General features: G+C 55.5%; 15 protein-coding genes. 11 read left to right on the forward strand and 4 right to left on the reverse strand.

Features of this window, described 5'->3' with window-relative positions; genetic code table 11:
- The 9 genes from D7S44_RS22425 to rpoC all read left to right on the forward strand — a co-directional run.
- Positions 1 to 154 (forward strand): EF-Tu C-terminal domain-related protein (locus D7S44_RS22425; RefSeq protein ID WP_473234700.1); only part of this gene is annotated, 154 nt, incomplete at its 5' end.
- 227 nt (positions 155 to 381) lie between these two features.
- The gene (gene secE, locus D7S44_RS22430) at positions 382 to 765 is read left to right on the forward strand and encodes a preprotein translocase subunit SecE (RefSeq protein WP_120458430.1); all 384 of its coding nucleotides are present in this window, start codon (positions 382 to 384) and stop codon (positions 763 to 765) included.
- A gap of 1 nt (position 766) precedes the next feature.
- A complete protein-coding gene (nusG, locus tag D7S44_RS22435; RefSeq protein WP_012439920.1) occupies positions 767 to 1,312 on the forward strand; it encodes a transcription termination/antitermination protein NusG in 546 nt (181 codons plus the stop codon).
- A gap of 147 nt (positions 1,313 to 1,459) precedes the next feature.
- Entirely contained in the window at positions 1,460 to 1,888 is a 429-nt protein-coding gene (rplK, locus tag D7S44_RS22440) for a 50S ribosomal protein L11 (RefSeq protein ID WP_013507401.1), read from the forward strand.
- Between the two features lie 3 nt (positions 1,889 to 1,891).
- On the forward strand, positions 1,892 to 2,596 hold the full coding sequence (gene rplA, locus D7S44_RS22445) for a 50S ribosomal protein L1 (RefSeq protein ID WP_120458431.1): 705 nt from the start codon (positions 1,892 to 1,894) through the stop codon (positions 2,594 to 2,596).
- A gap of 352 nt (positions 2,597 to 2,948) precedes the next feature.
- Positions 2,949 to 3,446, forward strand: a complete 498-nt coding sequence (rplJ, locus tag D7S44_RS22450; protein ID WP_011091858.1) for a 50S ribosomal protein L10 — start codon at positions 2,949 to 2,951, stop codon at positions 3,444 to 3,446.
- Positions 3,447 to 3,512: 66 nt separating this feature from the next.
- A complete protein-coding gene (rplL, locus tag D7S44_RS22455) occupies positions 3,513 to 3,875 on the forward strand; it encodes a 50S ribosomal protein L7/L12 (protein ID WP_033793155.1) in 363 nt (120 codons plus the stop codon).
- A gap of 328 nt (positions 3,876 to 4,203) precedes the next feature.
- On the forward strand, positions 4,204 to 8,232 hold the full coding sequence (gene rpoB / locus D7S44_RS22460) for a DNA-directed RNA polymerase subunit beta (protein WP_120458432.1): 4,029 nt from the start codon (positions 4,204 to 4,206) through the stop codon (positions 8,230 to 8,232).
- Positions 8,233 to 8,311: 79 nt separating this feature from the next.
- The gene (rpoC, locus tag D7S44_RS22465; protein ID WP_120458433.1) at positions 8,312 to 12,535 is read left to right on the forward strand and encodes a DNA-directed RNA polymerase subunit beta'; all 4,224 of its coding nucleotides are present in this window, start codon (positions 8,312 to 8,314) and stop codon (positions 12,533 to 12,535) included.
- A gap of 141 nt (positions 12,536 to 12,676) precedes the next feature.
- Here rpoC and D7S44_RS22470 read toward each other — a convergent pair whose 3' ends face one another.
- A complete protein-coding gene (locus tag D7S44_RS22470; protein WP_120458434.1) occupies positions 12,677 to 12,976 on the reverse strand; it encodes a hypothetical protein in 300 nt (99 codons plus the stop codon).
- An 85-nt stretch (positions 12,977 to 13,061) separates the two neighbouring features.
- Between D7S44_RS22470 and D7S44_RS22475 the strand changes: the two genes are divergently transcribed.
- Positions 13,062 to 13,997, forward strand: a complete 936-nt coding sequence (locus D7S44_RS22475; protein WP_120458435.1) for a LysR family transcriptional regulator — start codon at positions 13,062 to 13,064, stop codon at positions 13,995 to 13,997.
- Here D7S44_RS22475 and D7S44_RS22480 read toward each other — a convergent pair whose 3' ends face one another.
- The gene (locus tag D7S44_RS22480) at positions 13,998 to 14,189 is read right to left on the reverse strand and encodes a DUF1127 domain-containing protein (RefSeq protein ID WP_120458436.1); all 192 of its coding nucleotides are present in this window, start codon (positions 14,187 to 14,189) and stop codon (positions 13,998 to 14,000) included.
- A gap of 173 nt (positions 14,190 to 14,362) precedes the next feature.
- Between D7S44_RS22480 and D7S44_RS22485 the strand changes: the two genes are divergently transcribed.
- The gene (locus tag D7S44_RS22485; RefSeq protein WP_120458437.1) at positions 14,363 to 15,835 is read left to right on the forward strand and encodes an aminotransferase-like domain-containing protein; all 1,473 of its coding nucleotides are present in this window, start codon (positions 14,363 to 14,365) and stop codon (positions 15,833 to 15,835) included.
- Between the two features lie 184 nt (positions 15,836 to 16,019).
- Here the strand turns inward: D7S44_RS22485 and thiE are convergent, their stop codons facing one another.
- Positions 16,020 to 16,655, reverse strand: a complete 636-nt coding sequence (thiE, locus tag D7S44_RS22490; protein WP_120458438.1) for a thiamine phosphate synthase — start codon at positions 16,653 to 16,655, stop codon at positions 16,020 to 16,022.
- Positions 16,652 to 18,580 (reverse strand): phosphomethylpyrimidine synthase ThiC, encoded by a 1,929-nt coding sequence (gene thiC, locus D7S44_RS22495; protein WP_120458439.1) that lies wholly within the window; start codon positions 18,578 to 18,580, stop codon positions 16,652 to 16,654. The genes thiE and thiC overlap by 4 nt, the downstream gene beginning before the upstream one ends.
- Positions 18,581 to 18,600: the final 20 nt, after the last annotated feature.

Here is an 18,600-nt window from a genome sequence, read left to right on the forward strand (position 1 = left end):
GCCGGAAGGCGTTGAGATGGTAATGCCGGGCGACAACATCAAAATGACCGTTACTCTGATCCATCCGATCGCGATGGACCAGGGTCTGCGCTTCGCAATTCGCGAAGGCGGCCGTACCGTTGGTGCAGGCGTTGTTGCTGAAGTTATCGCTTAATTACGATAATATTTGACGCAATGCATACGAAGAGGGCATCATTTGATGCCCTTTTTGCACGCTGTTACATAGAACCTGGCTCATCAGTGATTTTCGATCATAATCATTGCTGAGACAGGCTCTGTTGCGCGGCGTAGGATACCGAGTTACGCCCAAAAGCTCATTCGGTTTGGATGCCTCGCCTTGCGGGGCAAAATAGTTTCTGAATTATTGTGGCAGGTTGGTTTATGAGTGCGAATACCGAAGCTCAAGGGAGCGGGCGCGGCCTGGAAGCGATAAAGTGGCTGGCTGTTGTTGCGTTGCTGCTGATAGCCATCGTAGGCAATTATATTTATCGCGACGTGACGCTGCCTTTGCGCGCGCTGGCTGTCGTGGTGCTGATTGCGGCTGCGGGCGGCATTGCGCTGTTGACGGTCAAAGGCAAAGCAACTGTGGCTTTTGCACGTGAAGCACGCACTGAAATGCGTAAGGTCATTTGGCCGACTCGCCAGGAAACGCTGCATACCACGTTAATCGTTGCCGCGGTTACAGCCGTGATGTCACTGATTTTGTGGGGGCTGGATGGTATTCTGGTCCGTCTGGTATCGTTTATCACTGGCCTGAGGTTCTGAGATGTCTGAAGCTCCAAAAAAACGCTGGTACGTCGTGCAGGCGTTTTCCGGCTTTGAAGGCCGCGTAGCACAGTCGCTGCGCGAGCACATCAAATTGCACAACATGGAAGAGCTCTTCGGCGACGTCATGGTTCCTACTGAAGAAGTGGTAGAGATCCGCGGCGGTCAGCGTCGTAAAAGCGAGCGCAAATTTTTCCCAGGCTACGTGCTGGTACAGATGGTGATGAATGACGCCAGCTGGCACCTGGTGCGCAGCGTGCCGCGCGTGATGGGTTTCATCGGCGGTACTTCTGACCGTCCTGCGCCGATTAGCGATAAAGAAGTGGATGCGATCATGAACCGCCTGCAGCAGGTGGGTGACAAGCCGCGTCCGAAAACGCTGTTCGAACCGGGCGAAATGGTACGCGTCAACGACGGTCCGTTTGCCGACTTCAACGGCGTGGTCGAAGAGGTGGATTACGAGAAGAGCCGCCTGAAAGTTTCCGTTTCTATCTTTGGCCGCGCAACGCCGGTCGAACTGGACTTCGGACAGGTGGAGAAAGGTTAATCACCTTGTTCACATTTTGACTCTTGCAGCAGGCGCGAAATTTAACTATAATTTCGCGCCTTTTGTTTTTATGCGCTGGCAACAGCGTGTGAACTGTTATCACGGGGAGCCTGTTTTTCAGGCGTTATACCCAACTGAGGAAAAATCATGGCCAAGAAAGTACAAGCCTACGTCAAGCTGCAGGTTGCAGCGGGTATGGCTAACCCGAGCCCACCGGTAGGTCCGGCTCTGGGTCAGCAGGGCGTTAACATCATGGAATTCTGTAAGGCGTTCAACGCTAAAACCGAATCCCTGGAGAAAGGTCTGCCGACTCCGGTTGTTATCACCGTATACAGCGACCGTTCTTTCACCTTCGTTACCAAAACTCCGCCGGCCGCCGTTCTGCTGAAAAAAGCAGCGGGCATCAAGTCTGGTTCTGGTAAGCCGAACAAAGATAAAGTCGGTAAAGTAACCCGTGCTCAGGTACGTGAAATCGCAGAAACCAAAGCTGCGGACATGACTGGTGCTGACGTAGAAGCGATGACTCGCTCTATCGAAGGTACTGCTCGTTCCATGGGCCTGGTAGTGGAGGACTAAGAAATGGCTAAGCTGACCAAGCGCATGCGCGTGATCCGTGACAAAGTTGATGCGACCAAGCAGTACGACGTCACTGAAGCTGTTGCTCTGCTGAAAGAACTGGCTACCGCTAAGTTTGTAGAGAGCGTGGACGTTGCCGTTAACCTCGGCATTGACGCACGTAAATCTGACCAGAACGTTCGTGGTGCGACCGTTCTGCCGCACGGTACTGGTCGTTCAGTACGCGTTGCTGTCTTTACCCAGGGCGCAAACGCCGAAGCTGCTAAAGCAGCTGGCGCTGAGCTGGTAGGTATGGAAGATCTGGCTGACCAGATCAAAAAAGGCGAAATGAACTTCGACGTAGTAATCGCTTCTCCGGATGCGATGCGCGTTGTTGGCCAGTTAGGCCAGGTTCTGGGCCCGCGCGGCCTGATGCCAAACCCGAAAGTCGGTACTGTAACCCCGAACGTTGCTGAAGCGGTTAAAAACGCGAAGGCTGGTCAGGTTCGTTACCGTAACGACAAGAACGGCATCATCCACACTACCATCGGTAAAGTGGACTTCGACGCTGACAAGCTGAAAGAAAACCTGGAATCTCTGCTGGTTGCGCTGAAAAAAGCAAAACCTGCTCAGGCGAAAGGCGTTTACATCAAGAAAATCAGCCTGTCTACCACCATGGGCGCTGGCATTGCCATCGACCAGGCGGGTCTGAACGCAGTAGCAAACTAATTGCTGCTTGAAACGGGCGAAAAATTCACCTAGAATCTTACGCCCGTTGTTCTGGTAAAACAGACACTGAATTTATATCCCGCTGTGACTGACGTTTTTGCTTCGGTGAAGTGACGGAAACAGCGGGGTAGGTTGGAGCCAGGCCTTTCCTGGCCTCCGTCCAAGACCGCAGGCGCGGCCCATCCTCGGATGTGACGCTTAATCCCCTGCGTAGACGGTGACAGAGCCAAAAAGAATTTTTTCTGAACTGGATTCTGCTCACCGTGTTTTAGCGCTTACTTTCCCTTGGGTCGGTAAGTGAAGTGAGTTCCGGAGAAATCCATCTCCGGCCAAAATCCAGGAGCAAAAGCTAATGGCATTAAATCTTCAAGACAAACAAGCGATTGTTGCTGAAGTCAGCGAAGTAGCCAAAGGCGCGCTGTCAGCGGTTGTTGCGGATTCTCGCGGCGTTACCGTTGATAAAATGACCGAACTGCGTAAAGCAGGTCGTGAAGCTGGCGTTTACATGCGTGTTGTTCGTAACACCCTGCTGCGCCGCGTCGTTGAAGGTACTCAGTTCGAGTGCCTGAAAGACACGTTTGTTGGTCCGACCCTGATTGCATACTCTATGGAACACCCGGGCGCTGCTGCCCGTCTGTTCAAAGATTTCGCGAAAGCGAATGCAAAATTTGAGGTCAAAGCTGCAGCCTTTGAAGGTGAGCTGATCCCGGCGGCACAAATTGACCGTCTGGCAACGCTGCCGACTTACGAAGAAGCACTGGCACGTCTGATGTCGACCATGAAAGAAGCCGCTGCTGGCAAACTGGTCCGCACTCTGGCTGCTGTTCGCGATGCAAAAGAAGCGGCTTAAGGCCAGATTCTTTTCTTTCGCACTTGCTAACGTATAAACTTTTTCTGATTCTTAGGAACAATTGTCATGTCTATCACTAAAGATCAAATTCTGGAAGCCGTTGCCGCTATGTCCGTAATGGAAGTAGTTGAGCTGGTTTCTGCTATGGAAGAAAAATTCGGCGTTTCTGCTGCTGCTGCTGTAGCTGTTGCTGCTGGCCCGGCTGAAGCTGTTGAAGAGAAAACTGAATTCGACGTCGTTCTGAAATCTGCTGGCGCGAACAAAGTAGCTGTAATCAAAGCCGTTCGTAGCGCAACTGGTCTGGGCCTGAAAGAAGCCAAAGACCTGGTTGAAGCAACTGGCGTGATCAAAGAAGGCATCAGCAAAGACGACGCAGCTGCACTTGAAGCTGCTCTGAAAGAAGCTGGCGCAGAAGTTGAAGTTAAGTAAGACAACCCTTGGGTTGCAGTCTGAGTAATATCAGGCTGATGGCTGGTGGCTTTTGGGTCACCAGCCTTTTTGCGCTCAAGAGCCTTGATGGGGTTTCGCACTGTTTGTCCATCGCTGCTCTTCAATATCTTTTTCTATCGACGACTTAATATACTGCTTTCCTGCGCGGGTTCCCTGCCCATGCTAATGCAATGAAATGATTTAAGAGTGATAGAAAGATGTATTGCATGTGACCTCTGTGTCGCATGAATCAAACAAAATAGTGTTGCATGAACTGTCCTTCAGGACGGACAGCGTGGGTCGACTTGTCAGCTAGCTGAGGAACCCTATGGTTTACTCCTATACCGAGAAAAAACGTATTCGTAAGGATTTTGGTAAACGTCCGCAAGTACTGGACATACCTTATCTCCTTTCTATCCAGCTTGACTCGTTCCAGAAGTTCATCGAGCAAGATTCGGAAGGTCAGTACGGACTGGAAGCAGCTTTCCGTTCCGTCTTCCCCATTCAGAGTTACAGCGGTAACTCCGAGCTGCAATACGTCAGCTACCGTCTGGGCGAACCCGTCTTTGACGTTAAAGAGTGTCAGATTCGTGGCGTGACGTTCTCTGCTCCGCTGCGCGTCAAACTGCGTCTGGTGATCTACGAGCGCGAAGCGCCGGAAGGCACCGTAAAAGACATTAAAGAACAAGAAGTGTACATGGGCGAAATCCCGCTCATGACCGACAACGGTACCTTTGTTATCAACGGTACTGAACGCGTTATCGTTTCTCAGCTGCATCGTAGTCCTGGCGTCTTCTTCGACAGCGATAAAGGTAAAACCCACTCATCGGGTAAAGTGCTTTATAACGCACGTATTATTCCTTATCGCGGTTCATGGCTCGACTTCGAGTTCGACCCGAAAGACAACCTGTTCGTACGTATCGACCGCCGTCGTAAGCTGCCGGCCAGTATCATTCTGCGCGCGCTGAACTACACCTCTGAGCAGATCCTTGACCTGTTCTTCGAAAAAGTGGTGTTCGAGATCCGCGACAACAAGCTGCAGATGGAGCTGGTGCCTGAGCGCCTGCGTGGCGAGACCGCCTCTTTCGACATCGAAGCTAACGGCAACGTCTACGTTGAGAAAGGTCGTCGCATCACTGCGCGCCACATTCGTCAGCTGGAAAAAGATGGCATTCAGCACATCGAAGTGCCGGTTGAGTACATCGCGGGCAAAGTGGTCGCGAAAGATTACATCGACGAGAGCACCGGCGAACTGATCGTTCCGGCTAACATGGAACTCTCCATGGATCTGCTGGCGAAGCTGAGCCAGGCAGGTCACAAGCGTATCGAAACGCTGTTCACCAACGATCTGGATCACGGCCCGTACATCTCTGAGACCCTGCGTGTCGACCCGACCAACGATCGCCTGAGCGCGCTGGTTGAGATCTACCGCATGATGCGTCCTGGCGAGCCGCCGACGCGTGAAGCTGCTGAGAACCTGTTCGAGAACCTGTTCTTCTCAGAAGATCGTTACGATCTGTCGGCTGTTGGCCGCATGAAGTTCAACCGTTCGCTGCTGCGTGATGAGATCGAAGGCTCAGGCATTCTGAGCAAAGAAGACATCATCGACGTGATGAAGAAGCTGATCGATATCCGTAACGGTAAAGGCGAAGTGGACGATATCGACCACCTCGGCAACCGTCGTATTCGTTCAGTCGGCGAAATGGCGGAAAACCAGTTCCGCGTTGGCCTGGTTCGCGTAGAGCGCGCGGTGAAAGAGCGTCTGTCCCTGGGCGACCTCGACACGCTGATGCCGCAGGACATGATCAACGCCAAGCCGATTTCGGCGGCGGTGAAAGAGTTCTTCGGCTCCAGCCAGCTGTCACAGTTTATGGATCAGAACAACCCGCTGTCTGAGATTACGCACAAACGTCGTATCTCTGCACTGGGCCCAGGCGGTCTGACGCGTGAGCGCGCCGGCTTCGAAGTTCGAGACGTACACCCGACGCACTACGGTCGCGTATGTCCAATCGAAACCCCTGAAGGTCCGAACATCGGTCTGATCAACTCGCTTTCTGTGTACGCACAGACTAACGAGTACGGTTTCCTGGAAACCCCGTATCGTCGCGTGATCGACGGCGTGGTCTCTGATGAAATTCATTACCTCTCTGCGATTGAAGAGGGTAACTACGTTATCGCTCAGGCGAACGCCCAGCTGGATGAAGAAGGTCACTTTGTTGATGATCTCGTCACCTGCCGTAGCAAAGGCGAATCGAGCCTGTTCAGCCGCGATCAGGTTGACTACATGGACGTTTCCACCCAGCAGGTGGTTTCCGTCGGTGCGTCGCTGATCCCGTTCCTGGAGCACGATGATGCTAACCGCGCCCTGATGGGTGCGAACATGCAACGTCAGGCTGTTCCTACTCTGCGTGCTGACAAGCCGCTGGTAGGTACCGGTATGGAGCGCGCGGTTGCGGTCGACTCTGGCGTTACCGCCGTAGCGAAACGTGGCGGTACCGTTCAGTACGTTGATGCTTCTCGTATCGTTATCAAAGTTAACGAAGATGAAATGTATCCGGGCGAAGCGGGTATCGACATCTACAACCTGACTAAGTACACCCGTTCTAACCAGAACACCTGCATCAACCAGATGCCGTGTGTGTCGCTGGGCGAGCCGGTCGAGCGCGGCGACGTGCTGGCTGACGGTCCGTCAACCGACCTGGGCGAACTGGCACTTGGCCAGAACATGCGCGTCGCGTTCATGCCGTGGAACGGTTACAACTTCGAAGACTCCATCCTCGTTTCCGAGCGTGTGGTTCAGGAAGACCGTTTCACCACCATCCATATTCAGGAACTGGCCTGTGTGTCTCGCGACACCAAGCTGGGGCCAGAAGAGATCACCGCTGATATCCCGAACGTGGGTGAAGCTGCGCTATCTAAACTGGATGAATCCGGCATCGTTTATATCGGTGCGGAAGTGACCGGCGGCGACATTCTGGTGGGCAAGGTGACGCCGAAAGGTGAAACCCAGCTGACGCCGGAAGAGAAACTACTGCGCGCTATCTTCGGCGAAAAAGCGTCTGACGTGAAAGATTCGTCACTGCGCGTGCCGAACGGCGTTTCCGGTACGGTTATCGACGTACAGGTCTTTACCCGCGATGGCGTGGAAAAAGACAAGCGTGCGCTGGAAATCGAAGAGATGCAGCTGAAGCAGGCGAAGAAAGACCTGTCTGAAGAACTGCAGATCCTCGAAGCGGGCCTGTTCGGCCGTATCCAGGCGGTGCTGATCTCCGGCGGCGTTGAAGCCGACAAGCTCGACAAGCTGCCGCGTGAGCGCTGGCTGGAGCTGGGCCTGACCGACGAAGAGAAGCAGAATGCGCTGGAGCAGCTGGCTGAGCAGTACGACGAACTGAAGCACGAGTTTGAGAAAAAACTCGAAGCCAAGCGTCGTAAGATCACCCAGGGCGACGATCTCGCGCCGGGCGTGCTGAAAATCGTCAAAGTCTACCTGGCCGTTAAACGTCAGATTCAGCCTGGCGACAAGATGGCAGGCCGTCACGGTAACAAAGGTGTTATCTCTAAGATCAACCCGATCGAAGATATGCCTTACGACGAGAACGGCACGCCGGTCGACATCGTACTGAACCCGCTGGGCGTACCGTCGCGTATGAACATCGGTCAGATCCTGGAGACGCATCTGGGTATGGCGGCGAAAGGTATCGGCGACAAGATCAACGCCATGCTGAAGCGTCAGGAAGAAGTCGCGAAACTGCGCGAATTCATCCAGCGTGCCTATGACCTGGGCGCGGACGTGCGTCAGCGCGTCGACCTCAACACCTTCTCTGATGATGAAGTGTTGCGTCTGGCTGAGAACCTGAAAAAAGGTATGCCGATCGCTACGCCAGTGTTTGACGGTGCGAAAGAGAGCGAAATCAAAGAGCTGCTGCAGCTGGGCGATTTGCCGACTTCCGGCCAGATCACGCTGTTTGACGGCCGTACCGGCGAGCAGTTCGAGCGTCCGGTTACTGTGGGCTACATGTACATGCTGAAACTCAACCACCTGGTTGATGACAAGATGCATGCGCGTTCCACCGGCTCTTACAGCCTGGTTACTCAGCAGCCGCTGGGTGGTAAAGCACAGTTTGGTGGTCAGCGCTTCGGTGAGATGGAAGTGTGGGCGCTGGAAGCATACGGCGCGGCATACACCCTGCAGGAAATGCTTACCGTTAAGTCTGATGACGTGAACGGTCGTACGAAGATGTATAAAAACATCGTCGACGGCAACCATCAGATGGAACCGGGCATGCCGGAATCCTTCAACGTACTGTTGAAAGAGATTCGCTCGCTGGGCATCAACATCGAGCTGGAAGACGAGTAAGCACTCGCAAGTACTGGTTATGGGGCGCGCAGTTTCGGCTGCGCGCCCCTGAGAGTTCCACTCCGACGGGAGCTAATCCGTGAAAGACTTACTTAAGTTTCTGAAAGCGCAAACTAAAACCGAAGAGTTTGATGCGATCAAAATTGCGCTGGCTTCGCCAGACATGATCCGTTCCTGGTCTTTCGGTGAAGTGAAAAAGCCGGAAACCATTAACTACCGTACCTTCAAGCCAGAGCGTGATGGTCTTTTCTGCGCCCGTATTTTCGGACCAGTAAAAGATTACGAGTGCCTGTGCGGTAAGTACAAGCGCCTGAAACACCGCGGTGTGATCTGCGAGAAGTGCGGCGTCGAAGTGACCCAGACCAAAGTGCGTCGTGAGCGCATGGGCCACATCGAACTGGCTTCTCCGACCGCGCACATCTGGTTCCTGAAGTCGCTGCCGTCCCGTATCGGCCTGCTGCTGGATATGCCGCTGCGCGATATCGAACGCGTGCTCTATTTCGAATCTTACGTTGTTGTCGAAGGTGGCATGACCAACCTCGAAAAACGTCAGATTCTGACCGAAGAGCAGTACCTTGACGCGCTGGAAGAGTTCGGCGACGAATTCGACGCGAAAATGGGCGCCGAAGCGATCCAGGCTCTGCTGAAAAATATGGATCTGGAGCAAGAGTGCGAGCAGCTGCGTGAAGAGCTGAACGAAACCAACTCCGAGACCAAGCGTAAGAAGCTGACCAAGCGCATCAAGCTGCTGGAAGCGTTCGTACAGTCCGGCAACAAGCCGGAGTGGATGATCCTGACCGTGCTGCCGGTGCTGCCGCCGGATCTGCGCCCGCTGGTTCCGCTGGACGGCGGTCGTTTCGCAACGTCGGATCTGAACGATCTGTATCGTCGCGTTATCAACCGTAACAACCGTCTGAAGCGTCTGCTGGATCTGGCTGCGCCGGATATCATCGTACGCAACGAAAAACGTATGCTGCAGGAAGCGGTCGATGCCCTGCTGGATAACGGTCGTCGCGGTCGTGCGATCACCGGTTCCAACAAGCGTCCGCTGAAATCTTTGGCCGATATGATCAAAGGTAAGCAGGGTCGTTTCCGTCAGAACCTGCTCGGTAAGCGCGTTGACTATTCTGGTCGTTCTGTTATCACCGTAGGTCCATACCTGCGTCTGCATCAGTGCGGCCTGCCGAAGAAAATGGCGCTGGAGCTGTTCAAACCCTTTATCTACGGCAAGCTGGAGCTGCGTGGCCTGGCCACCACCATCAAAGCCGCGAAGAAAATGGTTGAGCGCGAAGAAGCGGTTGTCTGGGATATCCTGGATGAAGTTATCCGCGAACACCCGGTTCTGCTGAACCGTGCGCCGACGCTGCACCGTCTGGGTATCCAGGCGTTTGAACCGGTTCTGATCGAAGGTAAAGCGATCCAGCTGCACCCGCTGGTGTGTGCGGCCTATAACGCCGACTTCGATGGTGACCAGATGGCTGTTCACGTACCGCTGACGCTGGAAGCCCAGCTGGAAGCGCGTGCGCTGATGATGTCTACCAACAACATTCTGTCTCCGGCGAACGGCGAACCAATCATCGTTCCGTCTCAGGACGTTGTACTGGGTCTGTATTATATGACCCGTGACTGTGTTAACGCCAAAGGCGAAGGCATGGTGCTGACCGGCCCGAAAGAAGCTGAGCGTGTTTATCGCGCTGGCCTCGCATCGCTGCACGCTCGCGTTAAGGTACGTATTACCGAACACGAGAAAAACGAGCAGGATGAGTGGGTTGCTAAAACCAGCATCATTGACACCACCATTGGCCGCGCCATCCTGTGGATGATCGTGCCAAAAGGTCTGCCGTTCTCCATCGTTAACCAGGCGCTGGGCAAAAAAGCTATCTCCAAAATGCTGAACACCTGTTACCGCATTTTGGGCCTGAAGCCGACCGTTATCTTTGCTGACCAGACCATGTACACCGGTTTCGCTTACGCAGCCCGTTCAGGCGCGTCTGTCGGCATCGACGACATGGTTATCCCAGAGAAGAAAGTGGAAATCATCACCGAAGCGGAAGCGGAAGTGGCTGAGATCCAGGAGCAGTTCCAGTCTGGTCTGGTTACCGCGGGCGAGCGTTACAACAAAGTCATCGATATCTGGGCTGCGGCGAACGAGCGCGTAGCGAAGGCGATGATGGAAAACCTCTCAACTGAGACCGTGATTAACCGTGACGGCGAAGAAGAGAAACAGGTTTCCTTTAACAGCATCTTTATGATGGCCGACTCGGGTGCGCGTGGTTCTGCGGCACAGATTCGTCAGCTGGCTGGTATGCGTGGTCTGATGGCGAAGCCGGATGGCTCCATCATCGAGACGCCGATTACGGCGAACTTCCGTGAAGGTCTGAACGTACTCCAGTACTTCATCTCGACCCACGGTGCGCGTAAAGGTCTGGCGGATACCGCACTGAAAACGGCGAACTCCGGTTATCTGACGCGTCGTCTGGTTGACGTTGCTCAGGACCTGGTCGTAACAGAAGATGACTGCGGCACCTTCGAAGGCATCATGATGACGCCGGTTATCGAAGGCGGCGACGTTAAAGAACCGCTGCGCGAGCGCGTGCTTGGCCGTGTAACCGCTGAAGATGTGCTGAAGCCGGGCACCGCTGACATCCTGGTTCCGCGTAATACGCTGCTGGATGAGCACTGGTGTGATGTGGTTGAACAGAACTCTGTCGACACCATCAAAGTTCGCTCTGTTGTAAGCTGTGAAACCGATTTTGGTGTGTGCGCCCACTGCTACGGTCGCGACCTGGCGCGTGGTCACATCATCAACAAAGGTGAAGCGATCGGTGTTATCGCGGCACAGTCCATCGGTGAGCCGGGTACACAGCTGACCATGCGTACGTTCCACATCGGTGGTGCGGCATCGCGTGCGGCAGCAGAATCCAGCATTCAGGTGAAGAACAAAGGTACTATCAAACTGACCAACGCTAAGTCGGTAACCAACTCCGCTGGCAAACTGGTTATTACTTCACGTAACGTCGAACTGAAAATGATCGATGAGTTTGGCCGTACTAAAGAGAGCTATAAAGTCCCTTACGGCGCGATCATGGCGAAAGGCGACGGCGAGCAGGTTGCAGCGGGCGAAACCGTAGCAAACTGGGATCCGCACACCATGCCGGTTATCACCGAAGTAAGCGGCTACATTCGCTTTACTGACATGATTGATGGTCAGACCATCACGCGTCAGACTGACGAACTGACGGGTCTCTCTTCGCTGGTGGTTCTGGATACTGCTGAGCGTACTTCAGGCGGTAAAGACCTGCGTCCGGCGCTGAAAATCGTCGATGAGCAGGGCGAAGATGTTCTGATCCCGGGCACCGACATGCCGGCTCAGTACTTCCTGCCGGGCAAAGCGATCGTTCAGCTGGAAGACGGTAAGAAAATCAGCTCTGGTGATACCCTGGCGCGTGTGCCTCAGGAATCTGGCGGTACCAAGGATATTACCGGTGGTCTGCCGCGCGTTGCTGACCTGTTCGAAGCGCGTCGTCCGAAAGAGCCAGCAATCCTGGCGGAGATCAGCGGCATCATCTCCTTCGGTAAAGAGACCAAAGGTAAACGTCGTCTGGTGATCACGCCGGTTGATGGCAGCGAGCCTTACGAAGAGATGATTCCGAAATGGCGTCAGCTCAACGTGTTTGAAGGTGAGCGCGTAGAACGTGGTGACGTGGTTTCTGACGGTCCGGAATCGCCGCACGACATTCTGCGTCTGCGTGGCGTCCATGCTGTGACCCGTTACATCACTAACGAAGTGCAGGAAGTTTACCGCCTGCAGGGCGTTAAGATTAACGATAAGCACATTGAAGTCATCGTTCGCCAGATGCTGCGTAAAGCAACCATCATGAGCGCGGGAAGCACCGACTTCCTGGAAGGTGAGCAGGCAGAAGTCTCTCGCATCAAGATCTCTAACCGCGATCTGGAAGCGAACGGCAAAATCGGCGCAACCTATATGCGCGATCTGCTGGGTATCACCAAAGCGTCACTGGCAACCGAATCGTTCATCTCGGCAGCCTCGTTCCAGGAGACGACTCGTGTCCTGACCGAAGCCGCTGTTGCAGGCAAGCGCGACGAACTGCGCGGTCTGAAAGAGAACGTTATCGTGGGTCGTCTGATCCCGGCCGGTACCGGTTACGCTTACCATCAGGATCGTATGCGTCGCCGTCAGGCGGGCGAAGCACCGGTTGCTCCGCAGGTTACTGCGGATGAAGCCTCTGCAAGCCTGGCTGAACTGTTGAACGCCGGTCTCGGCGGCAGCGATAACGACTAACCGTTCTTCGCTTAATAAAAACCCTGCTTCGGCAGGGTTTTTTTATGGGCGCAAAAGAGCGGATCGGATGAATTAAGGGCAGCCTGTTTAGAATCATCCTGAGAGGCAGTGACGTCAGGGCAATAAAAGCGCCTGAAATTTTTACGCAGCAGCAGGAGCGAACAGCACCTCGAAGCTGTGCATTGGGCCCAGTTCAATAATTTGAAAAGAGAGCAAACCGACTTCGACCATAGGAAGACGCGCGACAGACTGTTGCAGTTCGTCACGGGACGAGGTTTCGTAAATGACGCTGATAATCAATGGGCTGGAAGAGAAGTAGATCTCCCGCAGCGTGCCAGCTTTATAGTCATTCCATACCGCCTGCATCTCTGCAACCGCATAAGGTTTAAACTCCGCCGGTTCGCGCCCGGCGACGGGTGTGAGTAAAACTAAAAATTTCATATGATGATCTCCTTTAAGAAGCTCAACGTTATCAGCCGCAACAAGGCGCTTGTAGGCTGCGGAGCAGCAAGGAGATATTGACCTGATGGCAACACCAATCTTTTCATCCAGCCTCACGCAGCTACTCTGGTTCGCGCGTATCGTTGAAGCAGGATCTTTCGCCGAAGCTGCACGCCGTGCCGGCACAACCACGTCGGCCGTATCCAAAGCGTTGAGCCGGTTCGAGAGCCAGCATGGCGTACGTCTTCTGCACCGAACGACGCATGCCCTGTCGCTGACCGGGGAAGGCGAGAGAATGCTGATGCTGGCACGCGGACTGCTCGAAGAGGTTAATCAGGTAGAGAATGCCCTTAGCGGTATTGAGAGCGAGGGCGCTGCGGGCCGGGTGCGCATCTCGGTTCCGTCCTCTTTTGGACGCGCCTGTATCATGCCTGCGTTACCAGCCTTTCTTGCTGCTCATCCTGAAATCTCACTGGAGATGCATTTCAGCGACGCGATGATGGATTTAGCCAGTGGCGGCTTTGATTTTGTGATCCGTTCCGGCGCGCTGGAAGCCTGGCCAGGCCATTCTGCCCGCAAGCTGTTTAGTTTTCCCTGGGTCGCCTGCGCGACGCCAGATTATCTCAGGCAACACGGCGAGCCCTGCACGCCTTTCGATCTCAGCACACATTCACAGATCGGTTTCTGGAATCTCAATAAAGGACGGGCGGACGCCTGGCGTTTTAATTCGCCCGACGATGGAAAAGCGGTGCGCTGGGAACCCGCCTCACGCTATCTTTTTGACGACGGGCAGGCGGCATGGCAGATGGTGCGTGCTGGCTGCGGCATTGGCTGGGCACCTTCGTGGCTTGGCGCGTCTGATTTTGCCAGCGGCGCCGTGGTCGAAATATTAAAAGCGTGGCGCACCGAGAGGGTAAATATGTGGGTGCTGCGTCTTGAGCGCCGACTGACACCCAGACGCACGCAAACGGTCATCGATTTTTTAACCGCGCTTCTCGCGCCTTATGAATCTTTAGTTTAGCTACCTTCGTTCATGCTCAATATCACCGCGCGTGAGGCCAATATCTTTTAGCTGCGCATCGCTCAGCTGTAACAGGATCAGGCGAGTCTTACGCTGCTGGTGGAGCGCTCGCAGGCTGCGCACAATGGCGCGCACCAGCGACCAGGGCGTGACCGAGAAAGGTTTTGCCGCACAGTTTTCTTCATATCCCATTTTCCTTTCCTCATCAGGTGAACTGAGGAATAGTGTCTTCCTGAGGAGGGAAAGGATACAGACGCAAAATTCGATTTTATTTAACATACAGATTGCCGTAAGCGGCGTCTGAATGGTAAAAAAATGGCTCATCTGTACTGTTTTCTACCTCTTTCATTTGAAGGGAGCCGGACATGACGCGTTATCAGCAGCTGGCAATGCATCTGGCGCAGCGTATTGAGCAGGGGCTTTACCGCAGCGGCGAGAAGCTGCCGTCAGTGCGTAGTCTGAGCCTTGAGCATGGCGTTAGCATCAGCACCGTGCAGCAGGCGTATCATGTGCTGGAGGAGAAACAGCTGATTACGCCGCAGCCGCGCTCCGGCTATTTTGTTTCGACGCGTAAGGCCGCGCCGCCGGTGCCGGCGCTGACGCGTCCGGTGCAGCGTCCGGTAGAGATCACGCAGTGGGAGTCGGTGCTGGATCTGCTCGAGAGTCGCCTGGAAAGAGACGTGCTGCAGCTGGGTAGCGGCATGCCGAATCTCTCTCAGCCCACCCTTAAACCCTTGTGGAAAATCCTCAGCCGCCAGGCGCAGCGGCAGGAAACGCAGCTTCTCAGCTACGACAATCTTTACGGCGTAACCAGCCTGCGCGAACAGGTGGCGCGCCTGGCGATCGACAGCGGCTGCCAGCTGTCGGCTGACGATATCGTCATTACCACTGGCTGCCATGAGGCGCTGTCGGTTTCGATTCGTGCGATATGCGAGTCGGGCGATATCATCGCGGTAGAGTCGCCATCGTTTCACGGCATCATGCAGACTCTGCGCGGCTTCGGCATTCGGGCGATTGAAATCCCAACCGATTCGGTCACCGGCATTAGTCTGGAGGCGCTTGAACTGGCGTTTGAGCAGTGGCCAATCAAAGCGGTCATGGTCGTGCCTAACTGCAATAATCCGCTGGGCTTTATTATGCCGGAAGCGCGTAAGCGTGCGCTGTTGACGCTGGCGCAGCGTTTTGACGTGGCGGTCATTGAGGATGATGTCTACGGCGAGCTGGCCTGGGAGTATCCGCGACCCGCCACGCTGAAATCGCTGGACGTAGACGGCCGGGTATTGCTGTGCAGCTCTTTTTCGAAAACGGTCGCGCCCGGTCTGCGCACCGGTTGGGTTGCGCCGGGACGATATCGCGATCGCGTGCTGCATATGAAATATATCGCTACGGGTTCGAGCAATACCCTGGCGCAGCATGCGATGGCGGAGTTTATTCGTCAGGGTTACTACCAGCCGCATTTGCGGCGTATGCGTCAGTTTTATCAGCGTAACTACGACAGCTTTAGCTGCTGGGTGCGCCACTATTTTCCATGCGGCATCTGCGTTTCTCGTCCGCAGGGCGGCTTTATGATGTGGGTCGAACTGCCGGAAGCCTTTGACGCCGTGCGGCTTAACCGCGAGCTGCGCGATTCTCATATCCAGATAGCGGTCGGATCGCTTTTTTCTGCGTCGGGTAAATACCGCAACTGTTTGCGGTTGAGCTTTGCGGTAACGCTGGACGATCGCGTCGAGCAGGCGCTGGCAAAAGTGGGCGAGGCCGTCGAGCGCGCGATAGCCGCCTGCGCGGGCGAAGATTCGCCACACTCCTTGCAGCAGCATGAGATCCTCCTGACTAAGTAGCAGAGGGCAGGGCCAGAGAGGGTGAGGGGAGGTCCGGCCCTGGCCAGGCAACATTGCCCGGCGACAGCCACTGTAGCGAAACAGAAAAACGGCGCGAGAGAGAAAGAATATCGCTGCGCGCCCTCTTCCAGCTTTTTTACTGCTGTTGCAGAAACCAGGCGTCTTTTGCGAGACGCATTCAGGTTTAAGCCTCTGGCTGCGGTTCCGCCAGCGTCAGCAACCTCTGCGTTGCGGCGCGCCAGTCTGGCGCCTGCGTAATGGCGCTGACGACGGCAATACTGCCGACGCCGGTCGCCAGCACCGCCGGCGCACGCGCAATGCTGATGCCGCCAATCGCCACGGTAGAAACACCCTTAAGCCGCGCGATGTGCCGCTGAAGTTCAGACAGCCCTTGCGGCTCGGACGGCATCGCCTTGGTCTGGGTGGGAAAGATATGCCCCAGCGCGATATAGGAGGGGCGTATCGCCAGCGCGCGATCCAGTTCGGCGTCATCGTGGGTCGAAACGCCCAGTCGCAGGCCCGCTTCACGAATGGCGTTCAGGTTAGCGACGTCCAGATCTTCCTGACCAAGATGCACGCCATAGGCGTGATGTTTAATCGCCAGCCGCCAGTAGTCATTGATAAACAGACGCGCCTGATAAAGCTTGCCGAGTGCAATCGCCTCCACGATCGCAGGCTCTACTGCCTCATCCTGTTGATCTTTGATGCGCAGCTGGATCGTGCGCACCCCAGCCTCCAGCAGGCGCGCAATCCACTCGACGCTGTCGACCACCGGATAAAGCCCTAAGCGCGGCGCCGTGGCGGGAAAAGGGGCGTTCATGGTTTCTCCTCGTTCAGCGCATCGGCTGAGTGATAAAGTTCGCCGCCGCGGCGGCGAAAGGTTTCCGACATCCGCTGCATGCCGATTTCGATTGGCTGCGCCTCGTTTTCCTGCTTTTCCGCATAGTCGCGCACTTCCTGGCTGATTTTCATCGAGCAGAATTTTGGCCCGCACATCGAGCAGAAGTGGGCCACTTTGCCCGATTCCTGCGGCAGGGTTTCGTCGTGATAGGCGCGTGCGGTATGGGGATCGAGCGCCAGATTGAACTGATCCTCCCAGCGGAATTCAAAACGTGCTTTGGACATGGCGTTATCACGGATCTGCGCGCCGGGGTGGCCCTTCGCCAGATCCGCAGCATGGGCGGCAATCTTATAGGTGATAAGGCCCTGCTTGACGTCCTCTTTATTCGGCAGACCAAGATGCTCTTTGGGGGTGACATAGCAGAGCATCGCGCAGCCGAACCAGCCGATCATGGCGGCCCCGATGCCGGAGGTAAAGTGATCGTAGCCGGGCGCGATATCGGTAGTCAGCGGACCGAGCGTATAGAAAGGCGCTTCGTGGCAGTGCTCCAGCTGCTCGGTCATATTGCGGCGGATCATCTGCATAGGAATATGGCCGGGGCCCTCGATCATCACCTGGACGTCATATTCCCAGGCGATCTTCGTCAGCTCGCCCAGCGTATGCAGTTCAGCAAACTGCGCCTCGTCGTTGGCGTCCTGAATCGAGCCGGGACGCAGGCCGTCGCCAAGCGACAGCGAAACGTCGTAGGCGGCGCAGATTTCGCAAATCTCGCGAAAGTGTTCGTAAAGGAAGCTTTCGCGGTGATGCGACAGGCACCATTTCGCCATAATCGACCCGCCGCGCGAGACTATGCCGGTCAGCCGCTTTGCCGTCATCGGCACATAGCGCAGCAGTACGCCGGCGTGGATGGTGAAGTAGTCGACGCCTTGCTCTGCCTGCTCCAGCAGCGTGTCGCGAAACACCGCCCAGTCGAGGTTTTCGGCGACGCCGTTTACCTTCTCCAGCGCCTGATAAATCGGCACCGTGCCGATGGGTACCGGGCTGTTGCGCAGGATCCACTCGCGTGTTTCATGGATATAGCGGCCCGTCGAGAGATCCATAACGGTATCGGCGCCCCAGCGCGTCGACCAGACCAGTTTCTCTACCTCCTCCTCGATAGAGGAGGTCACCGCCGAGTTGCCGATATTGGCGTTGACCTTCACCAGAAAGTTGCGGCCGATAATCATCGGCTCCGATTCAGGATGGTTAATGTTCGCGGGAATAATGGCGCGCCCGGCGGCCACTTCCTGGCGCACAAACTCGGGGGTGATGTTTTCCGGCAGCTGCGCGCCGAAGCTATGGCCTGCGTGCTGCTGTCGCAGCACGTCGCTGACAATGCGCTCGCGGCCCATGTTCTCGCGCAGCGCGATAAACTCCATTTCCGGCGTGATAATGCCCAGGCGCGCATAGTGGAGCTGGGTGACGCGGCGTCCCGCTTTCGCGCGCCGGGGCTGCGGCAGCTGATCGAAACGCAAATGATCGAGCCCGTCGTCTGCCAGACGCTGCTGCGTATAGCGCGAGCTGGTATGCTTCAGCGTTTCGCTATCGTCGCGCGCGGCAATCCAGTCGGCGCGCAGCTTCGCCAGGCCGCGCTGAACGTCGATAACGGCATCGGGATCGCCATAGGGGCCAGCGGTATCGTAAACCGGCACCGCCTCATTCTCTTCATAGCGCGGGTGGTGTTTATCGCCGCCGAGCAGCGTCGGGCTGAGCTGAATCTCCCGCATCGGTACGCGAATATCGTCCCGGCTGCCCTGGATCCAGATACGTTTCGAGTTGGGAAAGGCAACGCCGCCCTGAAGCGCATTGATAAACGCCTGTGCCTGAGCACGCTGTTCACGACGGGTGGTTTTGGTCATAGACATAGCAATTTTCCTGTTGAAAG

This window comes from Pantoea piersonii (assembly GCF_003612015.1).
GTDB lineage: Bacteria > Pseudomonadota > Gammaproteobacteria > Enterobacterales > Enterobacteriaceae > Pantoea > Pantoea piersonii.